This is a genomic window from Seohaeicola zhoushanensis, assembly GCF_014656415.1.
GTDB classification, from domain to species: Bacteria; Pseudomonadota; Alphaproteobacteria; order Rhodobacterales; family Rhodobacteraceae; genus Seohaeicola_A; species Seohaeicola_A zhoushanensis.
In genome coordinates, this window is the sequence record NZ_BNCJ01000001.1 from 290,157 (window position 1) to 311,247 (window position 21,091).

Genomic DNA, 21,091 nt, shown 5'->3' on the forward strand with positions numbered 1-21,091 from the left:
TTTCAGGCCAAAACGGCGGCGCGGGTGCGCGCGAGCCAGTTGGTGAGGGCGGCCTCGTCGGGGGCGACTTCCTCGGCCAGATCGCCGGCGAAGTCGAGGAAGGCGGGGAGGTTGGTCGGGTTCAGGCCGACCAGTACCGGGATGCCGAGCGCCGCGGCCTCGCCGATCACCGGGCGGAAGCCGCGCCCCTCGCATTCGTGCTTGCCGAACTTGTTGACCAGCAGCAGGTCGGCGCCCTCGTCCAGCGCGGCCTGCACCAGGCCGACTGCGGTTTCCAGCGCCTCGGGGTCGAGACGGCAACCGCGCGCGCCGGGTCCGAGCGATTGCGAGATGCGCAGGTCGGGGCCGGCGGGCAACACGCGGACGTCCATGTCGCAGGGGCGGTCGGGGCCGCAGTCGGAGTTGATCTGCACGACGCCGATGACCTTGAGGCCGGTGGCGGCGAGGCGTTCGGCCAGACCGGCGAGCAGCAGGTCGGTGCCGCCGCGTTTGCCTGCCATGGTGTATCCGATGCTCATGCCTCTGCGCCTCCGCTTCGCGAACCGCGCGAATGTAGCGGGTTTTGCCGATGCCGGGCAAGAGCGATGGGGGCGGTCAGGCGGGGCGCGAGGCGTCCAGCCCGCCTTCGAGGATGATGTCGAAGAGGTCGGTCAGGTATTGCACCGGGCGCGGGTCAGCCGGCTGGACTGACCGGCGGGGACAGGTGTGGCGCGCGGCGAGGCGGTATTCGTAGAGCGGTTCGCAACCGGCGGGCACGGCCTCGGCCAACATGAGGCGGGGGAGGGGTTGGTGCGACATGGCGGGGCTCCGAAGAAGCGGGGCGGTCGCCGGGGGCCTGATGTGCTGGGCCGTCCGGCGGCCTTTCCCGATCACCATAGCGCAACGGGGTTACCAACTCTGTAACCCCGTTCACAATGTCTCAGTCGGCGTCGAGCTGGTCTGCAAAGGCGTCGAGCAGCTTGTTCTTGAGGATCTTGCCCGTTGGCGCGGCGGGCAGGGTGGTGGCCACGATGATCCGCGCGGGGCGCTTGTAGCCGGCAAGCCGCTGGGCGGCGAAGGCACGCAGGTCTTCCACCTCGGGCAGGTCGTCGGGTGCGGCCTGCACGAAGGCGAGCACCTCTTCGTCGCCCCCCTGGCGGCGGCCGATCACCGCGCATTGGATCACCTGCGGGTGATCGTTCAGCGCCGCTTCGACCTCGGGCGGGTAGACGTTGAAGCCGCCGTGGATGATGAGTTCCTTCGAGCGGCCGACGATGTGCAGGCGGCCCTGCTCGTCGATGCGGCCAAGGTCGCCGGTGCGCAGCCAGCCTTCGGGCGAGAGCGCCGCGGAGGTGGCTTCGGGGTTCTCGTAGTAGCCCTTCATGATATGCGGGCCGCGGGCGAGAACCTCGCCGACCCCCTCGCCGCCGCCGGTCACGGATTCGTCGATGGCCAGTTCGGTTCCGGGCAAGGCCGGTCCGCAGGAGGTGTCGGGATCGCCGAGCGTGCTTTGCGTCAGTGTCGCGCCTGCTGTCGTCTCGGTCATGCCGTAGCCGTTCTGCAGGGGCACGCCGTAGAAGGCCTCGGCCTTGCGCTTCCACGCCGGGTCGAGCGGGGCGGCGCCGGAGGACACATAGCGCAGCCGGCTGTTCGGCAGTTCCTGGTGCCCTTGCTCCTTGGCATATTGCATCAGCATGGCGTGCATCTGCGGGACGCCAGAGAACAAGGTGATTCCGCCTTTTAGAGCCTGATACAGGCGGGAGGGGGAGAAGCGCGGCTCGAAGTGGATATGCGCGCCGGCGCAAAGGCCGGCAGTGGTGATCGAGGTCAGGCCGAAGACATGGCTGACCGGCAGGACGCCGTAGATCCGGTCATCTTCGGTCATCTGGCGCTGGCTGGCCGAAGTGCGGCCGCCGAAGAGCAGGTTGCCGTGGGTCAGCATGACGCCCTTGGGCATCCCCGTCGTGCCGGTGGTGTAGAGCAGCACCGCGACATCGGGCAGGTCGTCGGGAGTGCTCGGGTAGGGCGTCGCGATGTGCATCGCGCCGAAGGCGCCGCTGATCGACCTGGCCCCCATGCGGTCGGCGTGGGCCGTCGCGTCGGGCGAGATGGAGGAGGTGAAGAGCACCGCAGCCGGCTGGGCATGGCCGAGAATGCGCTCGATCTCGCCCGCGGTCTGGCGTGCGTTGACGGGCAAGGCAATGGCACCCATGCGCGAGGCGGCAAAGAGCCCGGCCACGCCGGCGGCCGAGTTCTCGAGCAGGACGGCGACGCGGTCACCTGCCTGCACGCCGGCGTCGCGGAGTTCGGCGCTCAGCGCATCGCAGGCGGCTTCGAGTTGGGCATAGGTCCAATCGGCGCCGCCGGCGTCGCTGACGGCCCGCGCCTGCGGGCGCACCGCGATCTGGGCGGCGAGGTAGTCGTGCCAGCGCGCGGTCATAGGTTGAAATCGGGTTTGCGTTTTTCGAGGAAGGCGCTGATGCCCTCGCCCGCTTCGGCCCCGCCCTGGGCGCGGGCCATCGCGTCGCGTTCGCGGTCGAGCTGGGCAGCTTCCTCGGTGTCGTAGGCCTCGCTGACGAGGGTGCGGATCACCGACTGCGCCTCGCGCGGGCCGGCGGAGAGCGCGTCGGCGAGGGCATTGGCCTCGGCCTCGGTCTCGCCCTCGGGGACAACCGCGTTGACCACGCCCAGTTGCGCCATGCGTTCTGCGGTGACGGGACGGGCCAGCAGGCACATCTCCATCGCCAGCGGGCGCGGCAGGGTGCGGGCGAAGGTGGCGGTGAGGCCGCCATCGGGCACGAGGCCCGCCTTGACGTAGGAGGCGGTGAACTTGGACCCTGCTGCAGCGACGATCATGTCGCAGGCCAGCGCGACCGAGACCCCTGCCCCAGCGGCCCCGCCCTCGACTGCGGCGATCACCGGCACCGGGCAGGCGCGGATCGCGCGGATTATCCCGTGCAACCCGTCGATCTTGTCGCGGCGTTCCGGCTCGGTCAGCTTGCGGCGCTCGATCAGGGTGTTGAGATCGCCGCCGGCGCAGAAGAAGCCGCCCTCGGAGGTCAGGATCACCCCGCGGATGCGCTTTTCGGTGGCCTGCCAGGTCGCCTCGTTGATCGCGGCGTAAAGGTCAGGCGAGAGCGCGCCGCGCCGCGTGGGGTTCATGTTGACAACGACGAGCCGGTCGCCCCGGTCGTCGATACGGGCCAGAGTCATGGTTTGGTCTCCTGGCGGACCGGCTTGTAGACGCCGGTGCTGGTGGCGATCAGGCGGCCCTGCTCGTCATGCAGTTCGCCCGAAATGAACATGGTGCGCTTGCCGCCGCCGGTCACGGTGCCAACGCCGGTAATCCGCCCGCGCGTCATCGGCGCCATGAATTGGACCGTGAAACTGACGCTGAGCATGGGGGGCAGAAGCACGGGATCGAACCGCATAGAGCCTGTTATTCCGCAGACACTGTCGAGCAGCGTTGCGATGATGCCGCCGTGCAGCACGTCGTGCCGGTTGGTGTGGTCGTCGGTCACATCGAGCCAGATGCGGGCCCGACCGTCCGGGTGGCCGGTGTCCGACACCCAGCCGATGAGCCGCTGGGTGCCGGTTTCACCGATCCGCAGTGTATTCGTCACGGCTTCAGGCTGCGCTGAGCTCAATGAACCGCTCCAGGTGATAGTCGGTGTCGCCGAAACGGTGGTCGGTCATCACGATCCGCTTGGCGATATGGGCGAGCTCGTATTCCTTGGTCATGGCGATGCCGCCATGCATCTGGATCGACTCCTCGGCCACCAGGCGGCCGACACGGCCGATCAGGTTGCGCATCGAGGCGCCGTGCAGGTCGCGCTCGGCGGGGTCGTCCTCGAGGTGGCCGGCGCCGTTGATGACCGCGGAACGGGCCTGTTCCATCTCGATCAGCAGGTCGGAATAGCGGTGCGCCAGCGCCTGGAAGGTGCCGATTGGGCGGCCGAACTGCTTGCGGGTCATCAGGTAGTCGCGGGTGAGTTCCACGGCCGTCTCCATCGCGCCCAGCGACTCGGCGGCCAGCGCGACGTTGGCGCGGGCGATGACGTCGGTGAGGGCGGCGAGGCCCTTGCCGGCGGTGCCCAGGCGGGCGCTGGCGGGGAGGGTCACGTTGTCGAGCGTCACCTCGGCCGCATGGCCGCCCGCGAACATCGGGTAGCCGCGCAGGGTCAGGCCCGAGGTGCCCGCGGGCACGAGGAAGAGCGAGATGCCGTCGGCATCGGCTACATCGCCGCTTTCGCGGGCGGAGACGATCAGGTGATCGGCCGCCTCGGCGTTGACCACGACCGACTTGCGGCCGTTCAGCACGATCTGGCCGCCGGACTCTTTGGCCGTGGTCTCGACCCGCGAGAGATCGTAGCGGGCCACCGGCTCGCCATGGGCCAGCGCCAGTTGCAGACCGCCGCCGATGAGGTCTTCGATCAGCGCCTGCTGTTCGTCGTTGCCCAGCGCCGCGATCAGGCCGCCGCCAAGGACAGCGGTGTCGAGGAAGGGTTCGACCACGCCGGCGCGGCCCAGTTCCTCGAACACGGTCGAGAGGTCGAAGCCCTTGCCACCGAAGCCGCCCTGTTCTTCGGTGAAGAGCGCGCCGATCACGCCGAGTTCGGCCAGTTCGGCCCAGATTTCGGGCGAAAAGCCCTTGTCAGAGTCGATGATCGTGTTGCGGGTCTTGGTGTCGTATTTGTCGGAGAGATAGCGCCGCAGGGTGTCCTGCAGCATCTGCCGCTCTTCAGTCAGATTGAAGTTCACAGGCTTAGCCCCCCATCTTTACCTTGGCGATGATCCCGCGCTGGATCTCGTTCGAGCCGCCGAAGATCGACAGCTTGCGATTGTTGAAATAGGCCGACGATACCGGCCCCGCGTAATCCGGCCCGATCGGATCGTTGTCGCCCTCGACCGCTTCGGAGGGGAAGGGCATCGCATAGGGACCGACCGCGCGGCGGGCGAGATCGTTGATCTCCTGACGGATGATCGTGCCCTTGACCTTCAGCATCGAACTTTCGACGCCCGGCGCCTGCCCGGCCTGCGCGCGCGAGATGATGCGCATGTTCGAGGTCGCCATCGCCATCAGGTCGATCTCGACCTTGGCGAGACGCGCGGCGAAATGCGGGTTCTGGATCAGCGGCTTGCCACTGGCCTGTTCGGCCTTGGCGATGCGCTTGACCGACTCGAGCCCGGCCTGGCTGAAGCCCACCCCGGCGATGCCGGTGCGTTCATGCGTCAGCAGATACTTGGCGTAAGTCCAGCCCTTGTTCTCTTCGCCCACCAGGTTCTCGACCGGGACCTTCACATCGGTGAACCAGACCTCGTTCACCTCGTGCACGCCATCCAGCAGGATGATCGGGCGCACTTCGATGCCGGGGGTGTTCATGTCGATCAGGAGGAAAGAGATGCCTTCCTGCTGCTTGGCATCCGGGTCGGTGCGGACCAGGCAGAAGATCATATTGGCGTGCTGGCCCAGCGTGGTCCAGGTCTTCTGGCCGTTGACGATGTAGTGGTCGCCATCGCGGACCGCGCGGGTCTTGAGCGAGGCGAGGTCAGAGCCTGCACCGGGTTCCGAGTAACCCTGGCACCACCAGTCGTCACCGTTGAGGATGCGCGGCAGGTAATAGTCCTGCTGCTCTTTCGAGCCGAATTTCTGGAGCACGGGCGCGAGCATCGCGAGGCCGAAGGGCACGATGCGCGGCGCGCCGGCGCGGGCGCATTCCTCTTCGAAGATGTGCTTCTGCACGGCGTTCCACTCGGCCCCGCCGAATTTCTTCGGCCAGTTGGGGGCGAGCCAGCCCTTCTCGTTCAGGATCGCGTGCCAGCGTTCCATGTCGGCCTTGGTCAGGTCGCCGCGGCGCTTGACCTTGGCGGCGATCTCCTTTGGCAGTTTCTCGTCGAGGAAGGCACGCACTTCCTCGCGGAAGGCGATGTCTTCGGGGTTCCAGTTCAGGTCCATGATTTCGCTCCGTTCAGAAGATCTCGAAGAGGCCGGCGGCACCCATGCCACCGCCGACGCACATGGTGACGACGCCATATTTCGCGCCGCGTGCGCGGCCTTCGCGCAGGATATGTCCGACCATCCGCGCCCCGGTCATGCCGAAGGGGTGGCCGATGGCGATCGAGCCGCCGTTGACGTTGCATTTCTCGTCGTCGATGCCCAGCCGGTCGCGGCAATACAGCGCCTGGCTGGCAAAGGCTTCGTTCAGCTCCCAGATGCCGATGTCATCGACCGTGAGGCCGTGACGTTCGAGCAGGCGGGGCACCGCGAAGACCGGGCCGATGCCCATTTCGTCGGGTTCGCAGCCGGCGACGGCAAAGCCCTTGAAGGCGCCCATCGGTTCCAGCCCGCGCCGCGCGGCGTCTTCGGCCTCCATCAGCACGACCGCCGCCGCACCGTCGGAGAGCTGGCTAGCGTTGCCGGCGGTGACGAAGCCGCCTTCGCGCACGGGCGCGAGGCTTGCCAGGCCTTCAAGCGTAGTGGTCGGGCGGTTGCATTCGTCGCGATCGACGACAACTGCCTTTTTAGAGACTTCTCTGGTGGCCTTGTCCTGCACCGCCATGACGGTTTCCATCGGCGCGATCTCGTCGGCGAACTTGCCGGCCTGCTGCGCGAAGGCGATGCGCTGCTGGCTGCGCAGGCCGTATTCGTCCTGGGCCTCGCGGCTGATGCCGTACCGCTGGGCGACGATGTCGGCGGTCTCGATCATGGTCATGTAGACGGCGGGCTTGTGTTCCAGCAGCCAGTCCTCGGGGACGCGGCGTGCCTTGGGCTGGACCATCGAAATGCTCTCGATGCCGCCGGCGACCATCGGGCCGGCGCCTTCGGAGGTGATTTGCTGCGCGGCCAGCGCGATGGCGTTGAGGCCCGACGAGCAGAAACGGTTGACCGTCATGCCCGCCGCCGTCACCGGCAGGCCGCCGCGCAGGGCGATTTGGCGGGCGATGTTGCCGCCGGTCTCGCCTTCGGGGGTGCCACAGCCGAAGATGCAATCCTCGATCTCGCCGCCGTCGATGCCGGCGCGCTTGATGACCTCGCGGACGACATGGCCGCCCATCGTCGCCCCATGGGTCATGTTGAACGAGCCCCGGAACGACTTAGCGAGACCGGTGCGGGCCGCCGATACGATTACCGCCTGTTTCAAGACGCTGCCTCCCTGTTCATGTCATCGAAAGTGCGCCCTTCCTCCACCAGACGCTCGAGCAGCGGCGCGGGCTGCCAGAAGTAATCGTCTTCCCGAGCGAAGGTGCGGATATCCTCGAGCACCTTGTCCAGACCCTGCATGTCGGCCCATTTCATCGGCCCGCCGTGGTAACGCGGGAAGCCGTAGCCGGACAGGAACACCATGTCGATGTCGAGCGGGCGGCGGGCGATGCCCTCTTCCAGCACCTTGGCGCCCTCGTTGACCATCGCCGCCATGTAGCGGCGCACGATCTCGTCGTCGGAGAAGTCGCGCGAGGCAAGGCCGAGTTCGGCGCGTTCGGCCTCGATCAACTCCATCACCTCGGGGTTGGGGATGCCGGCGCGGCGGCCCGCCTCGTAGATGTAGTAGCCCCGTCCGGTCTTCTGGCCGTAGTGGCCCGCCTCGCAGAGCTTGTCGGCATAGGTCGGCACCCGTTCGCGCGGGTGGCGCGTGGGGGCGAGGCGCTTGCGGGTCATCCAGCCGATATCGAGGCCGGCGAGGTCGGAGACCGCGTAGGGGCCCATGGCAAAGCCGAAATCGGTCAGCGCCTTGTCGATCTGGAAGGGGCTGGCACCGTCCAGCACCATGTGCTCGGCCGCGGTGCGGTAGGTCTTGAGGATGCGGTTGCCGATGAAACCGTCGCAGACGCCGGCGCGCACCGAGATCTTGCCGAGCCGCTTGCCGAGGGCAAAGCCGGTGGCGACCACTTCGGGCGCGGTCTTGTCGGCCACGACCACTTCCAGCAGCTTCATGATATGCGCGGGCGAGAAGAAGTGCAGGCCTATCACGTCCTGCGGCCGCTTGGTCACCGCCGCGATCTCGTCGATGTCGAGGTAGGAGGTATTGGTCGCCAGCACCGCGCCCGGCTTGCAGACGGCGTCGAGCCGGGTGAAGACCTGCTTCTTGACGTCCATCTGCTCGAACACGGCCTCGATCACCAGATCGACGTCGGACAGCGCCTCGTAGTCGGTGGCCAGGGTCAGCGCCCTGGTCATCATCGCGTCGAAGGCGTCCTGGCCGAGACTGCCACGTTTCAGCGCGCCCGAGAGGTTGCCCTCGATCCGCTTGCGGGCGGCTTCGGCGGCTTCGGCACTCATTTCGAGGAGCACGACCGACAGGCCCGCGCCCAGCGCCGCGGTGGCGATGCCGGCGCCCATGGTGCCGCCGCCGATCACGCCGACCGACTTGACCTCGCGCGGGGTCACGCCGTCGAGTTCGGGGAGCTTGCCGACGGCACGCTCGGCGAAGAAGGCGTGGATCATGCCCTGGCGCTGCTTGGTGCCCATCAGCTCGGTGAACAGCCGGCGCTCTTCGGCCACGCCCTCGGCGAAGGGCCTTTCGCAGGCCGCTTGCACCGCGCGCACGCCATAGGCCGGGGATAGCTGGCCGCGGCCCTTCTTGAGCGTCGCCTCGTAGGCGGCATCAAAATCGATCGGCGCGGGGGCCGGCAATTCGCTGACCGCGCGGCGGGGCGCGCCGCTGTCGAGCAGCTCGCGGACATAGGCCAGGCCGATCTCGCGCGGGTCGCCCTCGGCGATCTTGTCGATCACGCCGAGGTCCAGCGCCTCTTTCGCGCCGATCTGGCGGCCCGAGGTCACCAGGTCGATCGCCGCCTCGACGCCGGTGAGGCGGGGCAGGCGCTGGGTGCCGGTGGCGCCGGGGATCAGGCCGAGGTTCACCTCGGGCAGGCCCATGCGGGCCTTGGGCACCGCCACCCGGTAATGCGAGGAGAGCGCGATTTCGAGCCCACCGCCCAGCGCGGTGCCATGCATGGCCGAGACCACGATCAGCGGGCTGGATTCGATGCGGTTGCAGACATCGGGCAGGAAAGGTTCGCGCGGAGGCTTGCCGAATTCGCGGATATCGGCGCCGGCAAAGTAGGTCGCCCCTTCGCCATAGATCAGAACCGCACGGACGCCGGCGTCAGCCTCGGCCCGTTCGATGCCCTGAACCAGCCCGACGCGGACGTCATAGCCCAGCGCGTTGACCGGCGGGTTCTGGGCCGCCAGAACGGCGATATCGCCAATGCGTTCGTATCCAATAGCGTCAGTCACGCGAAAATCCTCCAATCCCGGCGCTGAGACTCCCCCCGGACGCCCTGGCCGCAAGCGTAGCGGGGCAACCCGGCAATACAAGAGCGTCCTTGCGCACGCCTTTCCATAGTGCGGAATGCTATTCCACAGAACTTTGCACAGTGCAACAGGGGCTGACGGCACTCAGCCCTGAGCGGCGAGCAGGTCCATCACCGTCACGGTATCGAAGCCGACGTGCTGGGTCATCAGCGCCTCGGCTTCGTCCGCCTTGCGTCCAGCGATGAGGTCGGCGAGCTGTCGGTGTTCGCTGGCGGAATGCGCAATGGCACCCGGGTGGCGGTAGGCGACGCGGTAGTAAGCGAGGAGCTTGCGTCCGTGGGTCTTGATCATCTCGAGCAGGTAGGGGTTGCCGCTGCTGGCGGCGACGGCGCCGTGAAAGCGCAGGTTCAGGCCGTAGTAGGCGTCCGGCCCGTCATCGCCATGCTTCGCCGCGTGGTTCTCGCAGGCGCGGGTGGCCGCTTCGATTTCGACGGCGTTGGATGGGGTCAGGCGCCGTGCGGCGAGACCGGCCGCCATGCCTTCGAGGCGGCGGTTGACCTCGAGTATCGAGAGGAATTCCTCGAGCGTCGGCTTGAACAGCACCGCCCCCTTGCGCGGCAGGCGCTGAATCAGCCCGGCGGTTTCGAGCTGGAGCAGGGCTTCGCGCACCGGCGTGCGCGAGACGTTATGCGCCTTCATCAGCGCGGCTTCCTCGATGAGGTCGCCAGGGTTGAGACGGCCAACATCAATGCTGTCAAGGATCGCGCTCAGAACCTGTTCGGTCTGTCCGGCCATGCGTTTGGTCCACCCGTCGCCATGTGGCACGGCTTGGCGACGGCTGCGCGAAATGATCGCATCCGTGTCAGGCCCCCGCCCTGCCGGCGCAGAATAGCGTCAGTTGGAGCGTTGCAAAAGATGCAAGGCGGACATTCCGAGTTCGGGTCTGGTTATGCTGCACCGCAGCAACTACTTTCGTCCTCGAAAGACAACAACCGACTCATGGATGGTATCCAATGGCTTACGTATCTACTTCCCCCGCACATGTCGGCGGCAACGCGGTTTCGCGTTTCTTCCACGGCTTCTTCGACCTGATGGTTCGCATCGCCGAAAACGACCCGCGCTTCAAGAAGCTCTCGGTTCTTGCTGCCATGACCGACGAAGACCTCGCCAAGCGCGGCCTGCGCCGTGACCAGATCGCCCGCGAAGTCCTGGGCGGCACCTACTACGTCTAATTGAAAACGAGGGGCGCAGCTGCCGCGCCCCCGGAGCCAGGCTGCAACGCCCGGCGCTCACGAGACTGCCGCGCCCCACGCCGCCTCAGGCGTTCGGCGCGGCCTCCATCTCGACCCCTTCCCCGACACCTTCGCCACGCCACAGCACGAGACAGACCACCGCGCTGTCCCGCGTCCATGTCTGATGCGGCTGGTTGGACATGTGGAGACGCGAGTCCCCGGCCCCCAGCAGCGCCGGCGCTTCGCCATCCACCTGGAATTCGGCCTCTCCCGCGATGATGTAATAAAGCTCTTCCGCCTCGTGCCAGTGGCGGCGGTAATGCATGTTCGGGCCCATGTAGAGCAGGTAGGCCGACATCTCGGGACTTTCGAAATGGCCTTCGGGGCCGACCAGTTCGACATAGGCGAAATTGTCGAGGAAATGCCGGCCGACCTGTTCCTCGGTGTAGCTGGATCGCCAGTTGCCGAAGGGCGCCAGCATCCGCGCCGCCGCGAAGAGTGCGGCGGATTCCGGTCCGGGCAGCAGGGCGCAGGCCCCCATCAGCTGAGCCACCGGGTTGGCCTGCACCTGCAGAGGCACGAAGCGTGGCTTGTCGGGGAGCAGCGCAAATTCCCGCAGCGCGGCCGCCGTGGCGAAGGTCTGGTAGAGCGCGGCCAGGGCCGCGTCGAAAGCCTGCTGCATGGTATCACCCTCGGCCCGAGTTGCGTCTGTCGCCGTTCCATCCCAATTTGCGGTGACATTCAGCACCGGAGGCGACATGACGACCGATATTTTCGACGAAAACCTCTTCCTGAAGGGCCTGGAACAGCGGCGCGGCACGCTGGGCGCGGAATACGTGGACAAGAACCTGGCCGCGGCCGATTCCTTTACGCGGCCATTCCAGGAAGCGATGACTGCCTGGTGCTGGGGTTTCGGCTGGGGCGACGACGTGATCGACCCCAAGACGCGCAGCATGATGAACCTCGCCATGATCGGCGCCCTGGGCAAGATGCACGAGTGGGAGCTGCACTGCCGGGGGGCGCTGAACAACGGGGTCAGCGTCGAGGAGATCCGCGCGATCATCCATGTGGTGGCGATCTATTGCGGCGTTCCGCAGGGGCTCGAATGCTTCCGCGCCGCGCGCAAGGTGCTGGGCGAGGCCGGTCTGTTGTGAGCGGCACTGCGAAATGAGTTGACACCGCAACTCATTGAGTGATGCAATGGGCGGGAGAGAGGAGTTCCGCCATGCGCACACAGGTCGCCATCATCGGCGGCGGGCCTTCGGGCCTGCTGCTTTCGCAGCTTCTGATGAAGGAGGGCATCGAGGCTGTCGTCCTCGAACGCCAGACAAGGGAGCATGTCCTGGGCCGCATCCGGGCCGGCGTGCTGGAAATGGGTTTCGTCGACCTGATGCGCGAAGCGGGAGTTGCCGAGCGGCTGGACCGCGAGGGCTTCATCCACGACGGGACGGTCCTGTCCTTCGACAACGAGCAGGTGCGGATCGACTTTACTGAACTGGCCGGGCGCCCGGTGACGGTCTACGGCCAGACCGAGGTGACGCGCGACCTGTATGACGCCCGTGACAAGACAGGCGGCACCACGATCTTCGAAGTCGAGAATGTCGTTCTGCACGATGTGGAGACCGACAAGCCCTATGTGACCTATCGCAAAAACGGGCAGGAGGCGCGCATCGATTGCGACTTCATCGCCGGGTGCGACGGGTTCCACGGGGTCAGCCGCAAGACCATTCCCGACACGGTGCGGCGCGATTTCGAGAAGGTCTATCCGTTCGGGTGGCTCGGCATCCTCTCTGAAACGCCGCCGGTGCACCACGAGTTGATCTATGCCAGCTCGGAGCGGGGCTTTGCCCTCTGCTCGATGCGCAATGCGCATCTGAGCCGCTATTACGTTCAGTGTGACCTCTCGGACAAGGTCGAGGCCTGGTCGGACCAGGCCTTCTGGGACGAGCTGCGCCGCCGCATCCCGGCGGAGACGGCCGAGGCGCTGGTGACGGGGCCGTCGATCGAGAAGTCGATCGCGCCGCTGCGCTCCTTCGTCAGCGAACCTATGCGCTGGGGCAGGCTGTTCCTGTGCGGTGACGCGGCGCATATCGTGCCGCCGACGGGGGCCAAGGGGCTGAACTCGGCGGCATCGGACGTGTTCTACCTGCACCGGGGGCTCACCAGCTATTACCAGGAGCGCGACAGTGCCGGCATCGACGGCTATTCGCAGAAGGCGCTGGCGCGGGTCTGGAAGACGCAGCGTTTCAGCTGGTGGATGACGAACCTTCTCCACCGCTTCCCTGATCGTTCGGATTTCGATATCCGGATGCAGCAGGCCGAGATCGCGCACCTGCAAGACGTGCGCGCGGCCCAGGAGACGCTGGCGAAGAACTATGTGGGGCTTCCGTATTGACGCATGAACCCTGTCCGGAGGGCCGGCTGTCGCAGCCGGTCCGACTGACGCAAGAGGGTCGCCGGGTGATCGATATCGACACCTACGCGCCCTATTTCCTGACCGCAGTGAACACCTCGCTGTCGCGGGGCGCCTCGGCGATTTACCTTCAGGAGTTCGGCATCGGTGTCACCGAGTGGCGGGTGCTGTCCTGGATCGCGACCGAGCCGGACATTCCCGCGGCGCGGATCTGCGAGGTGATCATGCTCGACAAGTCTGCGGTGAGCCGGTCGGTGGCGCGTCTTGTCGGGCTGGGGTTGCTGGATGTCGCCAGTTCCGAGAGCGACCCGCGCCGCAAGACCTTGCGCCTGAACGCTGCCGGGCAGGATCTGCACGACCGCATTCTTGAGACCGCGCTGGCGCGCGAGGCCCGGCTGATCGCCGGGGTGGACCCCGAGGATCTGGAAGCCTGGCTGCGGGTGATGCGGATTCTTCGCAAGAACGTCGAAACGCTCTGACCCCAGTTACGAGCGCAGAAGCAGCTTGTTAGAGCCTACTGCCTCGGCGATGCGGACGTAGTCCAACCGCGCGCCGGCGTGTTGCGAAGCCGACCGCAGCAGGATGGTTTCCGCCTCGGCCACGATCTTGGCCGCCTCGGCATTGGCGCGGCGCACCGTCTCGGGGCGAATGGCGCGCATCCGCTCGGTCGTCGCGCCGCCGGCCTTCAGACGAATCCGGTCCATGCTGTCGTCGAGGTTCGCGGCAACGATCTTGTCGAGCTTGCGCACGGTGTCGCTGAGGACCTTGTGGACATCGGAATATTTGCCGCCCTGGGGGGTGACGGAGATGGCCTGGCGCAGGTGCACGATCAGACAGTCGATGGCGTATTCGTCGGGCAGCTTCCCGCAGACCTGGGCACTGCGGTTCAGCACACCCGCGACCTGCACCGGCACCGGGATCGACAGCGCTTCGGTCTCGCTCACCGGCAAGCCGGCCGCATCGTATCCCCCAACGCCCGAATCCGCACCACCGCCCACCGAGTCTCCACCGCGGCCATTGGTGCTCTGCCCGATGAGGCGGTCACTGCCGCCGCCGGCAAGGAGCTGCGCCCCGTCGTGCGACGGAGCACCCGAACTTAGCAAAGCTGTCGAGGACAAGGCGGAAAGTCCGATCAGGACCAGGTGAAGGCGGGCCATATGGGCAACCTCGCAACAAGGAAAACAATCTTTACTGAAACGAGGGGACCCTAGCATGAAACACGCCGGATCACAATCTCAGGAGGATTGGATGCAGGGTCGGCGATCTTCGTCAAGGCAGGAATTCCGGTGTTTTGTTTCGCTTGGGTCGGCGCTAGAGTGGTGGCCGTTAAGAAAAGTATTTTGCGAGCAGGACCAACATGATGAGTCTGGCGATCAGGATCGTCGCCGCCTGGATCCTCTGTCTGAACGCGACCCTGGCAAGCGCTGCTCCCGACCGGGTGGCCTTGGTGCTGGGCAACGGCGCCTATCAGACCATCGAACCGCTCAGCAACACCCGAAACGATGCGCAGGCGATGGCGAACACGCTGTCGAGCATCGGTTTTGACGTAACGCTGGCGTTGGACGCCACCTCCACCCAGACCTTCGAACTGCTCGACGAATTCGCCTTCCGGGCCGAGACCGCCGATCTCGCCCTGATCTACTACGCGGGTCACGGGGTCGAGGTGCAGGGCGAGAACTTCCTGATCCCGGTCGACGCCAACGTGGCCTCGAACCGCGACGTGCAGCGGCAGTCGGTGTCGCTGAAACAACTGCTCTCGGCGGTGGAACGCGCCCGCAAGATGCGGGTGGTGATCCTCGACTCCTGCCGCAACAACCCGCTGGGCGACCTGATCGACCTGAATGACACCGATACCAAGCTGCAACCGACCGAGGATGCGACGCGCGGTGTGGGTGGGCTTGCGCCCGCTGACCCCGACCGCGGCACGCTGGTGGCCTTCGCCGCCAAGGACGGACAGGTCGCGCTGGACGGTTCGGGCGACAACAGCCCCTATGCCATGGCGCTGATGGAGAAGATGGTGGTGCCGGGGCTGGAGATCAGCCTGATGTTCCGCCAGGTGCGCGACCGCGTGCTGGAGATCACCCACAACCTGCAGGAGCCGCATACCTATGGCTCGCTCTCGGGTGTGCCCTTCTACATGGCCGGGCCGGCCAAGGGGCAGGCCGATGTCGACAACGGCGATGCGCTGAGCGCCTGGACCAAGATCAAGCCGGACCAGGAGCAGCAGCTTCTGGCCTTGGCCGAATTGGGCGACACCCGGTCGATGCTGGGCCTGGCCTATATGCGGCTGAACCCGAACGAAGGGCGCTTCAACCCGAAAGAAGCTGTCTCTTTCCTGGAACGCGCCGCCAAGGCGGGGTCGCCCGAGGCGCAGTTCGAGCTGGCCAAGCTTTACGAGCGCGGCACCGGGGTGGAGCGCGACGAGGCGCGGGCGCTGGAGCTCTACCAGGAAGCGGCGGACCAGGACTTTGCCGATGCGATCAACGACCTGGGCTTCCTGCACTACCAGGGCGGCCTTGGCCTGCCGGCCGACCCGAAACGCGCGCTGGAATACTTCGAGCGCGCCGCCGACCTGCGCCACCCGCAGGCGCAGTTCAACTTCGCGGCGCTGATCGATGACGGGCTGATCCCGACCAAGGGGCCGGAGGATGCCGCCGGCTATCTCTACGAGGCGCTGCGGTCGGGCAGCTCCGACGTGCTGAACCTGCTGAGCGAGCGGCCCAACATGTTCACCCGCCAGACCCGTCGCGCCCTGCAGGGCAAGCTGAAGGAGCATGGCTTCTATGCCGGCGGCCTTGATGGCGAGTTCGGCGCCGGCACTAAGAAATCGATCCGGCTGGCCTATGGCCTCAGCGAGTAAGTGCTAGAGCTGGCCGTCGGCCAGCCATTCGTCGAGCTGCTTGCGGCTGATCTCGAAATGCATCGAGTCCTCGCGGTTGAAGCCGGCGCCCCAGACCCAGCCTTCCTGATGGAAGAAATCGGCGAGGATGGTCAGGCCCAACTGCGTCTTGCCGTCGGTGAAGAGGTCGAGTTGGCCGTCGATGTTGAGATCGACCGCCAGCCCGTAGCTATGGGTCGAGAGCCGGTCCTGGGTGCCCCGGATCCGACGCACGCAGAGCGAACCCGAGGTGTTGATGCGGGCGTATAGGTCTGGGTCGGCGCGTTCGACATTGGCAAAGACGCGGCGCAGGGACTCGACCGCCGGCATCAGCATACGCACCTTGATCGGGCCAACCTCTTCCAGCACCAGCTTGGCCTTGAGCGCCTCGTTGGTCATAGCCTCGCAGGTGTCGCTCAGCACTTCGCGCGGGCGGCCGAGCTTTTCTTCGAGGTAGTTGGGCGAGGCCACTTCCAACCCCTTGTTCACATCGGTGCGGTTGGCGATCAGCACGACCTGGGCATAGGAATTCAGGATGTCGTTCGGCCCGGTGCCGCGCAGGATGGCATCTTCCTCGTCCTGGTTGGGCTCGTAGGGTCCGCCGCCGGTAATACCGCGCGGGATCTGCGCGACCTCGGTCTGCAACTGGACGAAGCGCTCTTGCAGATCCTCGATCTGCTGGCGCAGCTGTTCGATCTCGATCCGCGCGCCCGAGTCGAGCGCCGGCCCACCGGCCTCGTCTTCCTGCTGCAGCACGACGCTAAGCAGCACCCAGATGATCGGCACGAGAATGATGGCGATAGCGAGGATGATCGCCGCCGGAACGAAACGCATGAACTGGTCTTCCGGAGCACTCATCGTTCTTTGCCCTGCCACATTTTGTTCGAAATTTCGCTTTTTTTCCACCAACGTGACCAAGTTCACTGATCTAATAGACCGTTGTGGGATACCCCTTCACGGTATAAAGTCATTACGTAACCCAAACGGCTACAAAAGGGAAAGCGAACCATGGTCCGTTTTAGCAACCTTCTCGCAATTTCTCTGATTTCCGGCATTGCCCTCGGACTGCCCGCGGCCACCATGGCCCAGTCGAGCACCGAAATGACCGCAGAACAGATCACCGAAAAGCTGCAGAAGCAGAAAACCCGCGGTCTTGTCATCGTGCCGACCGGCCAGCAGGCCACCAGCACCGACAGCACCAGCGTCGCCGCCGCCGCGCCGGCCTCGTACAACGAGGTTGCACGCGAGGATCAGGTCAACGTGCAGATCTCCTTCGACTTCGACAGCGCCTCGCTGCGCGCCGATCAGAAGCCGAAGCTGGCCGCGCTGTGCCAGGCGATGAAGTCGGTCGATGCGGCTCTGTACCAGATCATCGGTCACACCGACAGCTCGGGTTCGGCCGCCTACAACCAGCGTCTCTCGCTGCTGCGGGCGCAGGAAGTGAAGCGCCACATGGTCAGCGAATGCGGCATCCCCGAGAACCGGCTCGAAGCGGTCGGCCTGGGTGAATCCGCACCGTTCGATCAGGCCGATCCCAAGGCCGACGTGAACCGCCGCGTCGAGTTCCAGGCACTGGGATAAGCACTCTGAAAGCCTTGGCAAGCAACAATCGGTGGAGCCGTCGTCATGGTTGAATCGCGTCCCGGAGATGCCTTTCAACCTGGCGAACTGCTGAACAACACCTACCGGATCGAGGCCCTGCTGGGGCGTGGCGGCACCTCTGACGTCTACAAGGCGCGCTCGGAGATTTCCGGGCGCTTGATGGCATTGAAGGTGTTGAAATCCGAATTCACCGGGAATGACGATTACCTCGTGCTGCTGACGCGCGAGGAGGAGATCCGCGATATCCGCCATGACGCGGTGGTTCGCTACTCGGAATGCTCGCGCACGCAGAGCGGGCAGGTCTACCTGCTGATGGATTATGTCGAGGGGCCCGGCCTCGACAAGCGGCTGAAGCAGGGGCCGATGCCGGCGGACGAACTGCTGACCGTCGCGCGGCGGGTGACCGAGGGGCTGAACGCGGCGCACAAGCGCAACATCGTTCACCGCGACCTGTCGCCGGATAACATCATCCTCAAGGGCGGCGATCCGGCGCAGGCGGTGATCATCGACTTCGGCATCGCCAAGGATACCAATCCCGGCGCCGAGACGATCGTCGGCAACGAGTTCGCCGGGAAATACGCCTATGCCGCGCCGGAACAGCTGAGCGGGCAGACCGACCCGCGCACCGACATCTATTCGCTGGGCGCGCTGCTGCTGGCCAACTTCCGCGGCAGGCCGCCGGACGTGGGCCGCAACCCGATGGAAGTGGTGCAGAAGAAGAGCGAGCCGCTCGACACCTCGGGCGTTCCCGAGCCCCTGAAGGCGCTGCTCGACAAGATGACCGCGCCGGACCCGAACGACCGCTTTCAGAGCGCGGCCGAGGTGCTGGCCTTCCTCGACAACCCGTCCACCGGGGCAGACAGCGACGCCACGGTGGTTGTGCCGGTGGCGCGGGCGCGCAACGAGACGGCCACCGTGCCCCCTGCCCGCCGGACCGAGCCGCCGAAGGAGCCTGCCAAACCCGCTCCGCCGGAGCCGCCAACGCGGAAGAAATCGGGGGCCGGGCTGATCGTTGGCCTGCTCTTGCTGCTGGTCGCCGCGGCGGGCGGAGGGGCCTGGTTCACCGGCGCGCTGGACGGCGTGATCGGGGACAACCGACCGCTGGCCGATCCCTATACCCTGCTGATCGCCCGCCCCGAGGGTGGCGCCCCCAGCGCCGTCGGCAATGTGCCGAACGAAGCGATGATGCAGGCGCTGACCAAGCTGATGCAGGAGCGTGCCGGACAGGCGCAGTTGACCCTGGCGCGCGGCGATATTGCCGGAACCTGGGCCGATGACGTGCTCGAGACCATCAAGCAGATCGACGACCTGCCCGAGTGGCGGCTGACGATCAGCGGCAACCGGGGCCATGTTACTGGCAAGACCACGGATGAGGCGGTGCACAAGCGGCTGATGGCGGCCCTGGGCAACGACCTGCCGGGCGCGCTGGATGGCAACGCCGACATCGCCTACCAGCCGCTGTTCCTGCCTGTCTCCGAGGTGACCGGCGTGCTGGCCAAGCTTGCCGATTGCGGCCCACTAGAAACGCCGGGCGCGCCGAATGTGGGATACGGGCCCGACAGCAAGATCACCGTCACGGGCCGGGTGGCCGGTACCGCGACGCGGGTCAAGCTGTTCGACGGGCTGAGCGCCGTGGCCAATGGCCGGCAGGTGGTACTGGACGTCGAGGTGCTGAACGAGACGCTCTGCCTGATCGAGAGCCACCTGCCCAAGGCACCGTCAAGCGGCATCGACATCGCCTTTACCGTTGGCGACCGGAACGAGCCGAACCCATCGGGCCGCTTCTTCGTGGGCGAGAACCCGGTGATCGACGTGGTTCTGCCCGCCGATGTGACCGATGGCTATCTCACCGTCTCGGTGATCGACGTGTCGGGCAACGTGCTGCACATGCTGCCGATCCTGAGCCAGCTCGACAACTCGGTGACCGCTTTGCGCGACGGGCGGACCGGGCAGGTACGCGTGCGCGTGGCCTTCCCGCTGTCCGAGGCCGCTGGCACCGGCAAGCTCGCCTTCCGGGTCGATGACAGCACGCTTGGCAAGAGCAAGGTGATTGCGATCCACTCGACCGCGCCGCTGTTCGAGGGCCAGCTGCCGAGTTCGGAATCGGCCAAGAGCTATGCCGAGGCGCTGCAGAAATTCGCCACCCAGAACGAAGCGGTGATCCAGTCGATCGACAGCCGGATCCTGACGACTGCAAAGCCCTGAGGAGGCGTTTTCCGGCGCGGAAAACGTCCGCATTCCTGCGAGGAATTCGGGATTGAGGCGACATGGGTCCGTGTGGCTCCGTTTTCCTCGCGGGAAAACGGAGCGAAATCCGCGACGGATTTCGCCGCCCTAGAGGATGTCGACGACGATGACCGAGATGTTGTCGCCGCCGCCGCCGGCGAGCGCGATGTGGATCAGCTCGTCGGAGACGGTTTCCAGCGGATAGCGGTCGAGCGCGCTCTGCAGGATGCGGAAGGTGGCGTATTTGGTCAGCCCGTCCGAACAGATCAGGAAGCGGTCGCCGGGCAGCGTTTCGCCGCGCACCTTGTCGAGTTCCAGTGTCTCGCCCACGCCCACCGCACGGGTGATCGCGTTGGAATGCGGGTGCTGTTCGGCCTCGTCCCAGGTCATCTTGCCGGCGGCGACGAATTCGGCCACCGCCGAATGGTCGGTTGTCAGCATTTCGATCCGGTGGTCGCGCAGGCGGTAGATCCGGCTGTCGCCGGCCCAGATGCCGGCGAAATGGCCGTTGGCCAGCATCAGCGCCGCCACGGTGGCGCCGATCACCCCGCGGCCACGGTCTTCCGCTTCTGCCAGGATGATGCGGTGCGCCGCCTGGATCGCGTCGCGCAGGGCGTACATCCGTTCGGTCGGGTCGAGACCCAGCGGGATCGTGGCGATGCTGTCGGCGATCAGGCGGCTGGCATAATCGCCGGCCTCGTGCCCGCCCATTCCGTCGGAGACCACCCAGATGTCATGGTCGGGTAGCGCCAGGATCGAATCTTCGTTCACCTTGCGCTTGAGGCCCACGTGGGTCTTGGCGTTGAAGCGGAACTGCCGCAAATCACTCATATCGGTCGCGCCTCGCTCCAGACCGGGGCATTGAGGTGGAACAAGCCCTCGACGGTCGTTTCATCCGGCAGGCCCTCGCAGACCATTACCCTGGGAATACCATTTACCACCGCGCTCCAGATGCTGGGCGCCTCGTAACGCTTGGCCAGCAGCGCGGCGGCCAGTTCCGGCAGCGGGCTGGCCGGTGCCGCCGGGGTCAGCACCAGGTTGCGTCCTGCGGCGCGCAATGGCGCGGCGCGACGGAACTCGGGCGCCGGGATCTCGGCCAGCCGTGTCTCGAGCATCTCACGCGTCATGCCGTCTTCGAGCGCGTCGAGCGCCAGGTCCTCGAGCCGCATGAACAGGGGTTCCTCGCTGAAATGGTCGAGCTGCGCCGGCCCCGGCGTCGTCACCACGGTTGCCAGCGTCAACGGAAAGCGGCGGCCGACCCGGTCGACCGAGGGCATCAGCACGCCGAGCATCTTGCTCGACCCGCCCAGGCCCGCCGAGAGGGAAAACCGCCAGATCGGCGCGGTCATGTAGTGGGCGTCCCAGTCGGCGCCCAATGCGCGCTGAGCGGTCAGCATCGCGGTCTGGATCCAAGTGTCCCAGGCGGTAACGAAACCGCCCGGCAGGTTGACCCGGAAGAAGTCACCCACCGAGGGCATCTTGCCGAAGGCTCCGAACCCGGCTGTCAT

At 66.2% G+C, this 21,091-nt stretch carries 22 protein-coding genes; 7 read left to right on the forward strand and 15 right to left on the reverse strand.

Annotated elements, in window-relative coordinates:
* Positions 1-2: 2 nt before the first annotated feature.
* From IE266_RS01395 to IE266_RS01440, 10 genes are all read right to left on the reverse strand, one after another.
* Complete coding sequence (locus IE266_RS01395; protein ID WP_189678241.1) at positions 3-518, reverse strand: DUF2478 domain-containing protein; 516 nt, start codon at positions 516-518, stop codon at positions 3-5.
* Between the two features lie 76 nt (positions 519-594).
* Complete coding sequence (locus tag IE266_RS01400) at positions 595-798, reverse strand: hypothetical protein (protein ID WP_189678242.1); 204 nt, start codon at positions 796-798, stop codon at positions 595-597.
* A 121-nt stretch (positions 799-919) separates the two neighbouring features.
* Positions 920-2,419, reverse strand: a complete 1,500-nt coding sequence (locus IE266_RS01405; RefSeq protein WP_189678243.1) for a class I adenylate-forming enzyme family protein — start codon at positions 2,417-2,419, stop codon at positions 920-922.
* Entirely contained in the window at positions 2,416-3,192 is a 777-nt protein-coding gene (locus IE266_RS01410; protein WP_189678244.1) for an oxepin-CoA hydrolase, alternative type, read from the reverse strand. Before IE266_RS01410 ends, IE266_RS01405 begins: the two co-directional genes overlap by 4 nt.
* A complete protein-coding gene (locus IE266_RS01415) occupies positions 3,189-3,602 on the reverse strand; it encodes a PaaI family thioesterase (protein WP_189678245.1) in 414 nt (137 codons plus the stop codon). The genes IE266_RS01410 and IE266_RS01415 overlap by 4 nt, the downstream gene beginning before the upstream one ends.
* Before the next feature lie 4 nt (positions 3,603-3,606).
* Complete coding sequence (locus IE266_RS01420; protein WP_189678246.1) at positions 3,607-4,740, reverse strand: acyl-CoA dehydrogenase family protein; 1,134 nt, start codon at positions 4,738-4,740, stop codon at positions 3,607-3,609.
* Between the two features lie 4 nt (positions 4,741-4,744).
* Positions 4,745-5,935: an acyl-CoA dehydrogenase family protein gene (locus tag IE266_RS01425; protein WP_189678247.1), complete on the reverse strand. Its 1,191-nt coding sequence runs from the start codon at positions 5,933-5,935 to the stop codon at positions 4,745-4,747.
* 13 nt (positions 5,936-5,948) lie between these two features.
* Positions 5,949-7,121 carry an acetyl-CoA C-acyltransferase gene (locus IE266_RS01430; protein ID WP_189678248.1) on the reverse strand — a complete coding sequence of 391 codons (1,173 nt, stop codon included), beginning with the start codon at positions 7,119-7,121 and terminating at the stop codon, positions 5,949-5,951.
* Positions 7,118-9,214, reverse strand: a complete 2,097-nt coding sequence (locus tag IE266_RS01435) for a 3-hydroxyacyl-CoA dehydrogenase NAD-binding domain-containing protein (RefSeq protein ID WP_189678249.1) — start codon at positions 9,212-9,214, stop codon at positions 7,118-7,120. Before IE266_RS01435 ends, IE266_RS01430 begins: the two co-directional genes overlap by 4 nt.
* 162 nt (positions 9,215-9,376) lie before the next feature.
* The gene (locus IE266_RS01440) at positions 9,377-10,027 is read right to left on the reverse strand and encodes a GntR family transcriptional regulator (protein WP_189678250.1); all 651 of its coding nucleotides are present in this window, start codon (positions 10,025-10,027) and stop codon (positions 9,377-9,379) included.
* A gap of 218 nt (positions 10,028-10,245) precedes the next feature.
* Here IE266_RS01440 and IE266_RS01445 point away from each other — a divergent pair, with 218 nt between their 5' ends.
* Entirely contained in the window at positions 10,246-10,464 is a 219-nt protein-coding gene (locus IE266_RS01445) for a DUF1127 domain-containing protein (protein WP_189678251.1), read from the forward strand.
* A gap of 85 nt (positions 10,465-10,549) precedes the next feature.
* Here the strand turns inward: IE266_RS01445 and IE266_RS01450 are convergent, their stop codons facing one another.
* Entirely contained in the window at positions 10,550-11,146 is a 597-nt protein-coding gene (locus IE266_RS01450) for a dimethylsulfonioproprionate lyase family protein (protein WP_189678252.1), read from the reverse strand.
* A gap of 76 nt (positions 11,147-11,222) precedes the next feature.
* On the opposite strand from IE266_RS01450, the gene IE266_RS01455 reads away from it, so the two are divergent.
* The 3 genes from IE266_RS01455 to IE266_RS01465 all read left to right on the forward strand — a co-directional run bounded on the left by IE266_RS01455 (position 11,223) and on the right by IE266_RS01465 (position 13,356).
* Entirely contained in the window at positions 11,223-11,618 is a 396-nt protein-coding gene (locus tag IE266_RS01455; protein ID WP_189678253.1) for a carboxymuconolactone decarboxylase family protein, read from the forward strand.
* 71 nt (positions 11,619-11,689) lie between these two features.
* Positions 11,690-12,859, forward strand: a complete 1,170-nt coding sequence (pobA, locus tag IE266_RS01460) for a 4-hydroxybenzoate 3-monooxygenase (protein WP_189678254.1) — start codon at positions 11,690-11,692, stop codon at positions 12,857-12,859.
* Positions 12,860-12,924: 65 nt separating this feature from the next.
* A complete protein-coding gene (locus IE266_RS01465; protein WP_229863856.1) occupies positions 12,925-13,356 on the forward strand; it encodes a MarR family winged helix-turn-helix transcriptional regulator in 432 nt (143 codons plus the stop codon).
* 6 nt (positions 13,357-13,362) lie between these two features.
* Here IE266_RS01465 and IE266_RS01470 read toward each other — a convergent pair whose 3' ends face one another.
* Positions 13,363-14,034 carry a hypothetical protein gene (locus IE266_RS01470; protein ID WP_189678256.1) on the reverse strand — a complete coding sequence of 224 codons (672 nt, stop codon included), beginning with the start codon at positions 14,032-14,034 and terminating at the stop codon, positions 13,363-13,365.
* Between the two features lie 203 nt (positions 14,035-14,237).
* Between IE266_RS01470 and IE266_RS01475 the strand changes: the two genes are divergently transcribed.
* Entirely contained in the window at positions 14,238-15,737 is a 1,500-nt protein-coding gene (locus IE266_RS01475; RefSeq protein ID WP_189678257.1) for a caspase family protein, read from the forward strand.
* A 3-nt stretch (positions 15,738-15,740) separates the two neighbouring features.
* Here the strand turns inward: IE266_RS01475 and IE266_RS01480 are convergent, their stop codons facing one another.
* Positions 15,741-16,613: a M15 family metallopeptidase gene (locus IE266_RS01480; RefSeq protein ID WP_229863857.1), complete on the reverse strand. Its 873-nt coding sequence runs from the start codon at positions 16,611-16,613 to the stop codon at positions 15,741-15,743.
* Between the two features lie 243 nt (positions 16,614-16,856).
* Here IE266_RS01480 and IE266_RS01485 point away from each other — a divergent pair, with 243 nt between their 5' ends.
* Together IE266_RS01485 and IE266_RS01490 are read left to right on the forward strand one after the other, a co-directional pair.
* Positions 16,857-17,336, forward strand: coding sequence for an OmpA family protein (locus tag IE266_RS01485; RefSeq protein WP_229863858.1), 480 nt, complete (start codon positions 16,857-16,859; stop codon positions 17,334-17,336).
* A gap of 45 nt (positions 17,337-17,381) precedes the next feature.
* The gene (locus tag IE266_RS01490) at positions 17,382-19,562 is read left to right on the forward strand and encodes a serine/threonine protein kinase (RefSeq protein ID WP_189678259.1); all 2,181 of its coding nucleotides are present in this window, start codon (positions 17,382-17,384) and stop codon (positions 19,560-19,562) included.
* 129 nt (positions 19,563-19,691) lie between these two features.
* Here IE266_RS01490 and IE266_RS01495 read toward each other — a convergent pair whose 3' ends face one another.
* Positions 19,692-20,414, reverse strand: a complete 723-nt coding sequence (locus tag IE266_RS01495; RefSeq protein ID WP_189678260.1) for a PP2C family protein-serine/threonine phosphatase — start codon at positions 20,412-20,414, stop codon at positions 19,692-19,694.
* Positions 20,411-21,091, reverse strand: a complete 681-nt coding sequence (gene tagF / locus IE266_RS01500) for a type VI secretion system-associated protein TagF (protein WP_189678750.1) — start codon at positions 21,089-21,091, stop codon at positions 20,411-20,413. Before tagF ends, IE266_RS01495 begins: the two co-directional genes overlap by 4 nt.

Bases quoted from the DNA above. Each gene is read 5' to 3' on its own strand.
- IE266_RS01395 (WP_189678241.1), bottom strand. From the start codon at position 518: ATGAGCATCGGATACACCATGGCAGGCAAACGCGGCGGCACCGACCTG.
- IE266_RS01400 (WP_189678242.1), bottom strand. From the start codon at position 798: ATGTCGCACCAACCCCTCCCCCGCCTCATGTTGGCCGAGGCCGTGCCC.
- IE266_RS01405 (WP_189678243.1), bottom strand. From the start codon at position 2,419: ATGACCGCGCGCTGGCACGACTACCTCGCCGCCCAGATCGCGGTGCGC.
- IE266_RS01410 (WP_189678244.1), bottom strand. From the start codon at position 3,192: ATGACTCTGGCCCGTATCGACGACCGGGGCGACCGGCTCGTCGTTGTC.
- IE266_RS01425 (WP_189678247.1), bottom strand. From the start codon at position 5,935: ATGGACCTGAACTGGAACCCCGAAGACATCGCCTTCCGCGAGGAAGTG.
- IE266_RS01440 (WP_189678250.1), bottom strand. From the start codon at position 10,027: ATGGCCGGACAGACCGAACAGGTTCTGAGCGCGATCCTTGACAGCATT.
- IE266_RS01445 (WP_189678251.1), top strand. From the start codon at position 10,246: ATGGCTTACGTATCTACTTCCCCCGCACATGTCGGCGGCAACGCGGTT.
- IE266_RS01450 (WP_189678252.1), bottom strand. From the start codon at position 11,146: ATGCAGCAGGCTTTCGACGCGGCCCTGGCCGCGCTCTACCAGACCTTC.
- IE266_RS01455 (WP_189678253.1), top strand. From the start codon at position 11,223: ATGACGACCGATATTTTCGACGAAAACCTCTTCCTGAAGGGCCTGGAA.
- pobA (WP_189678254.1), top strand. From the start codon at position 11,690: ATGCGCACACAGGTCGCCATCATCGGCGGCGGGCCTTCGGGCCTGCTG.
- IE266_RS01470 (WP_189678256.1), bottom strand. From the start codon at position 14,034: ATGGCCCGCCTTCACCTGGTCCTGATCGGACTTTCCGCCTTGTCCTCG.
- IE266_RS01475 (WP_189678257.1), top strand. From the start codon at position 14,238: ATGAGTCTGGCGATCAGGATCGTCGCCGCCTGGATCCTCTGTCTGAAC.
- IE266_RS01480 (WP_229863857.1), bottom strand. From the start codon at position 16,613: ATGAGTGCTCCGGAAGACCAGTTCATGCGTTTCGTTCCGGCGGCGATC.
- IE266_RS01485 (WP_229863858.1), top strand. From the start codon at position 16,857: ATGACCGCAGAACAGATCACCGAAAAGCTGCAGAAGCAGAAAACCCGC.
- IE266_RS01490 (WP_189678259.1), top strand. From the start codon at position 17,382: ATGGTTGAATCGCGTCCCGGAGATGCCTTTCAACCTGGCGAACTGCTG.
- IE266_RS01495 (WP_189678260.1), bottom strand. From the start codon at position 20,414: ATGAGTGATTTGCGGCAGTTCCGCTTCAACGCCAAGACCCACGTGGGC.
- tagF (WP_189678750.1), bottom strand. From the start codon at position 21,091: ATGACAGCCGGGTTCGGAGCCTTCGGCAAGATGCCCTCGGTGGGTGAC.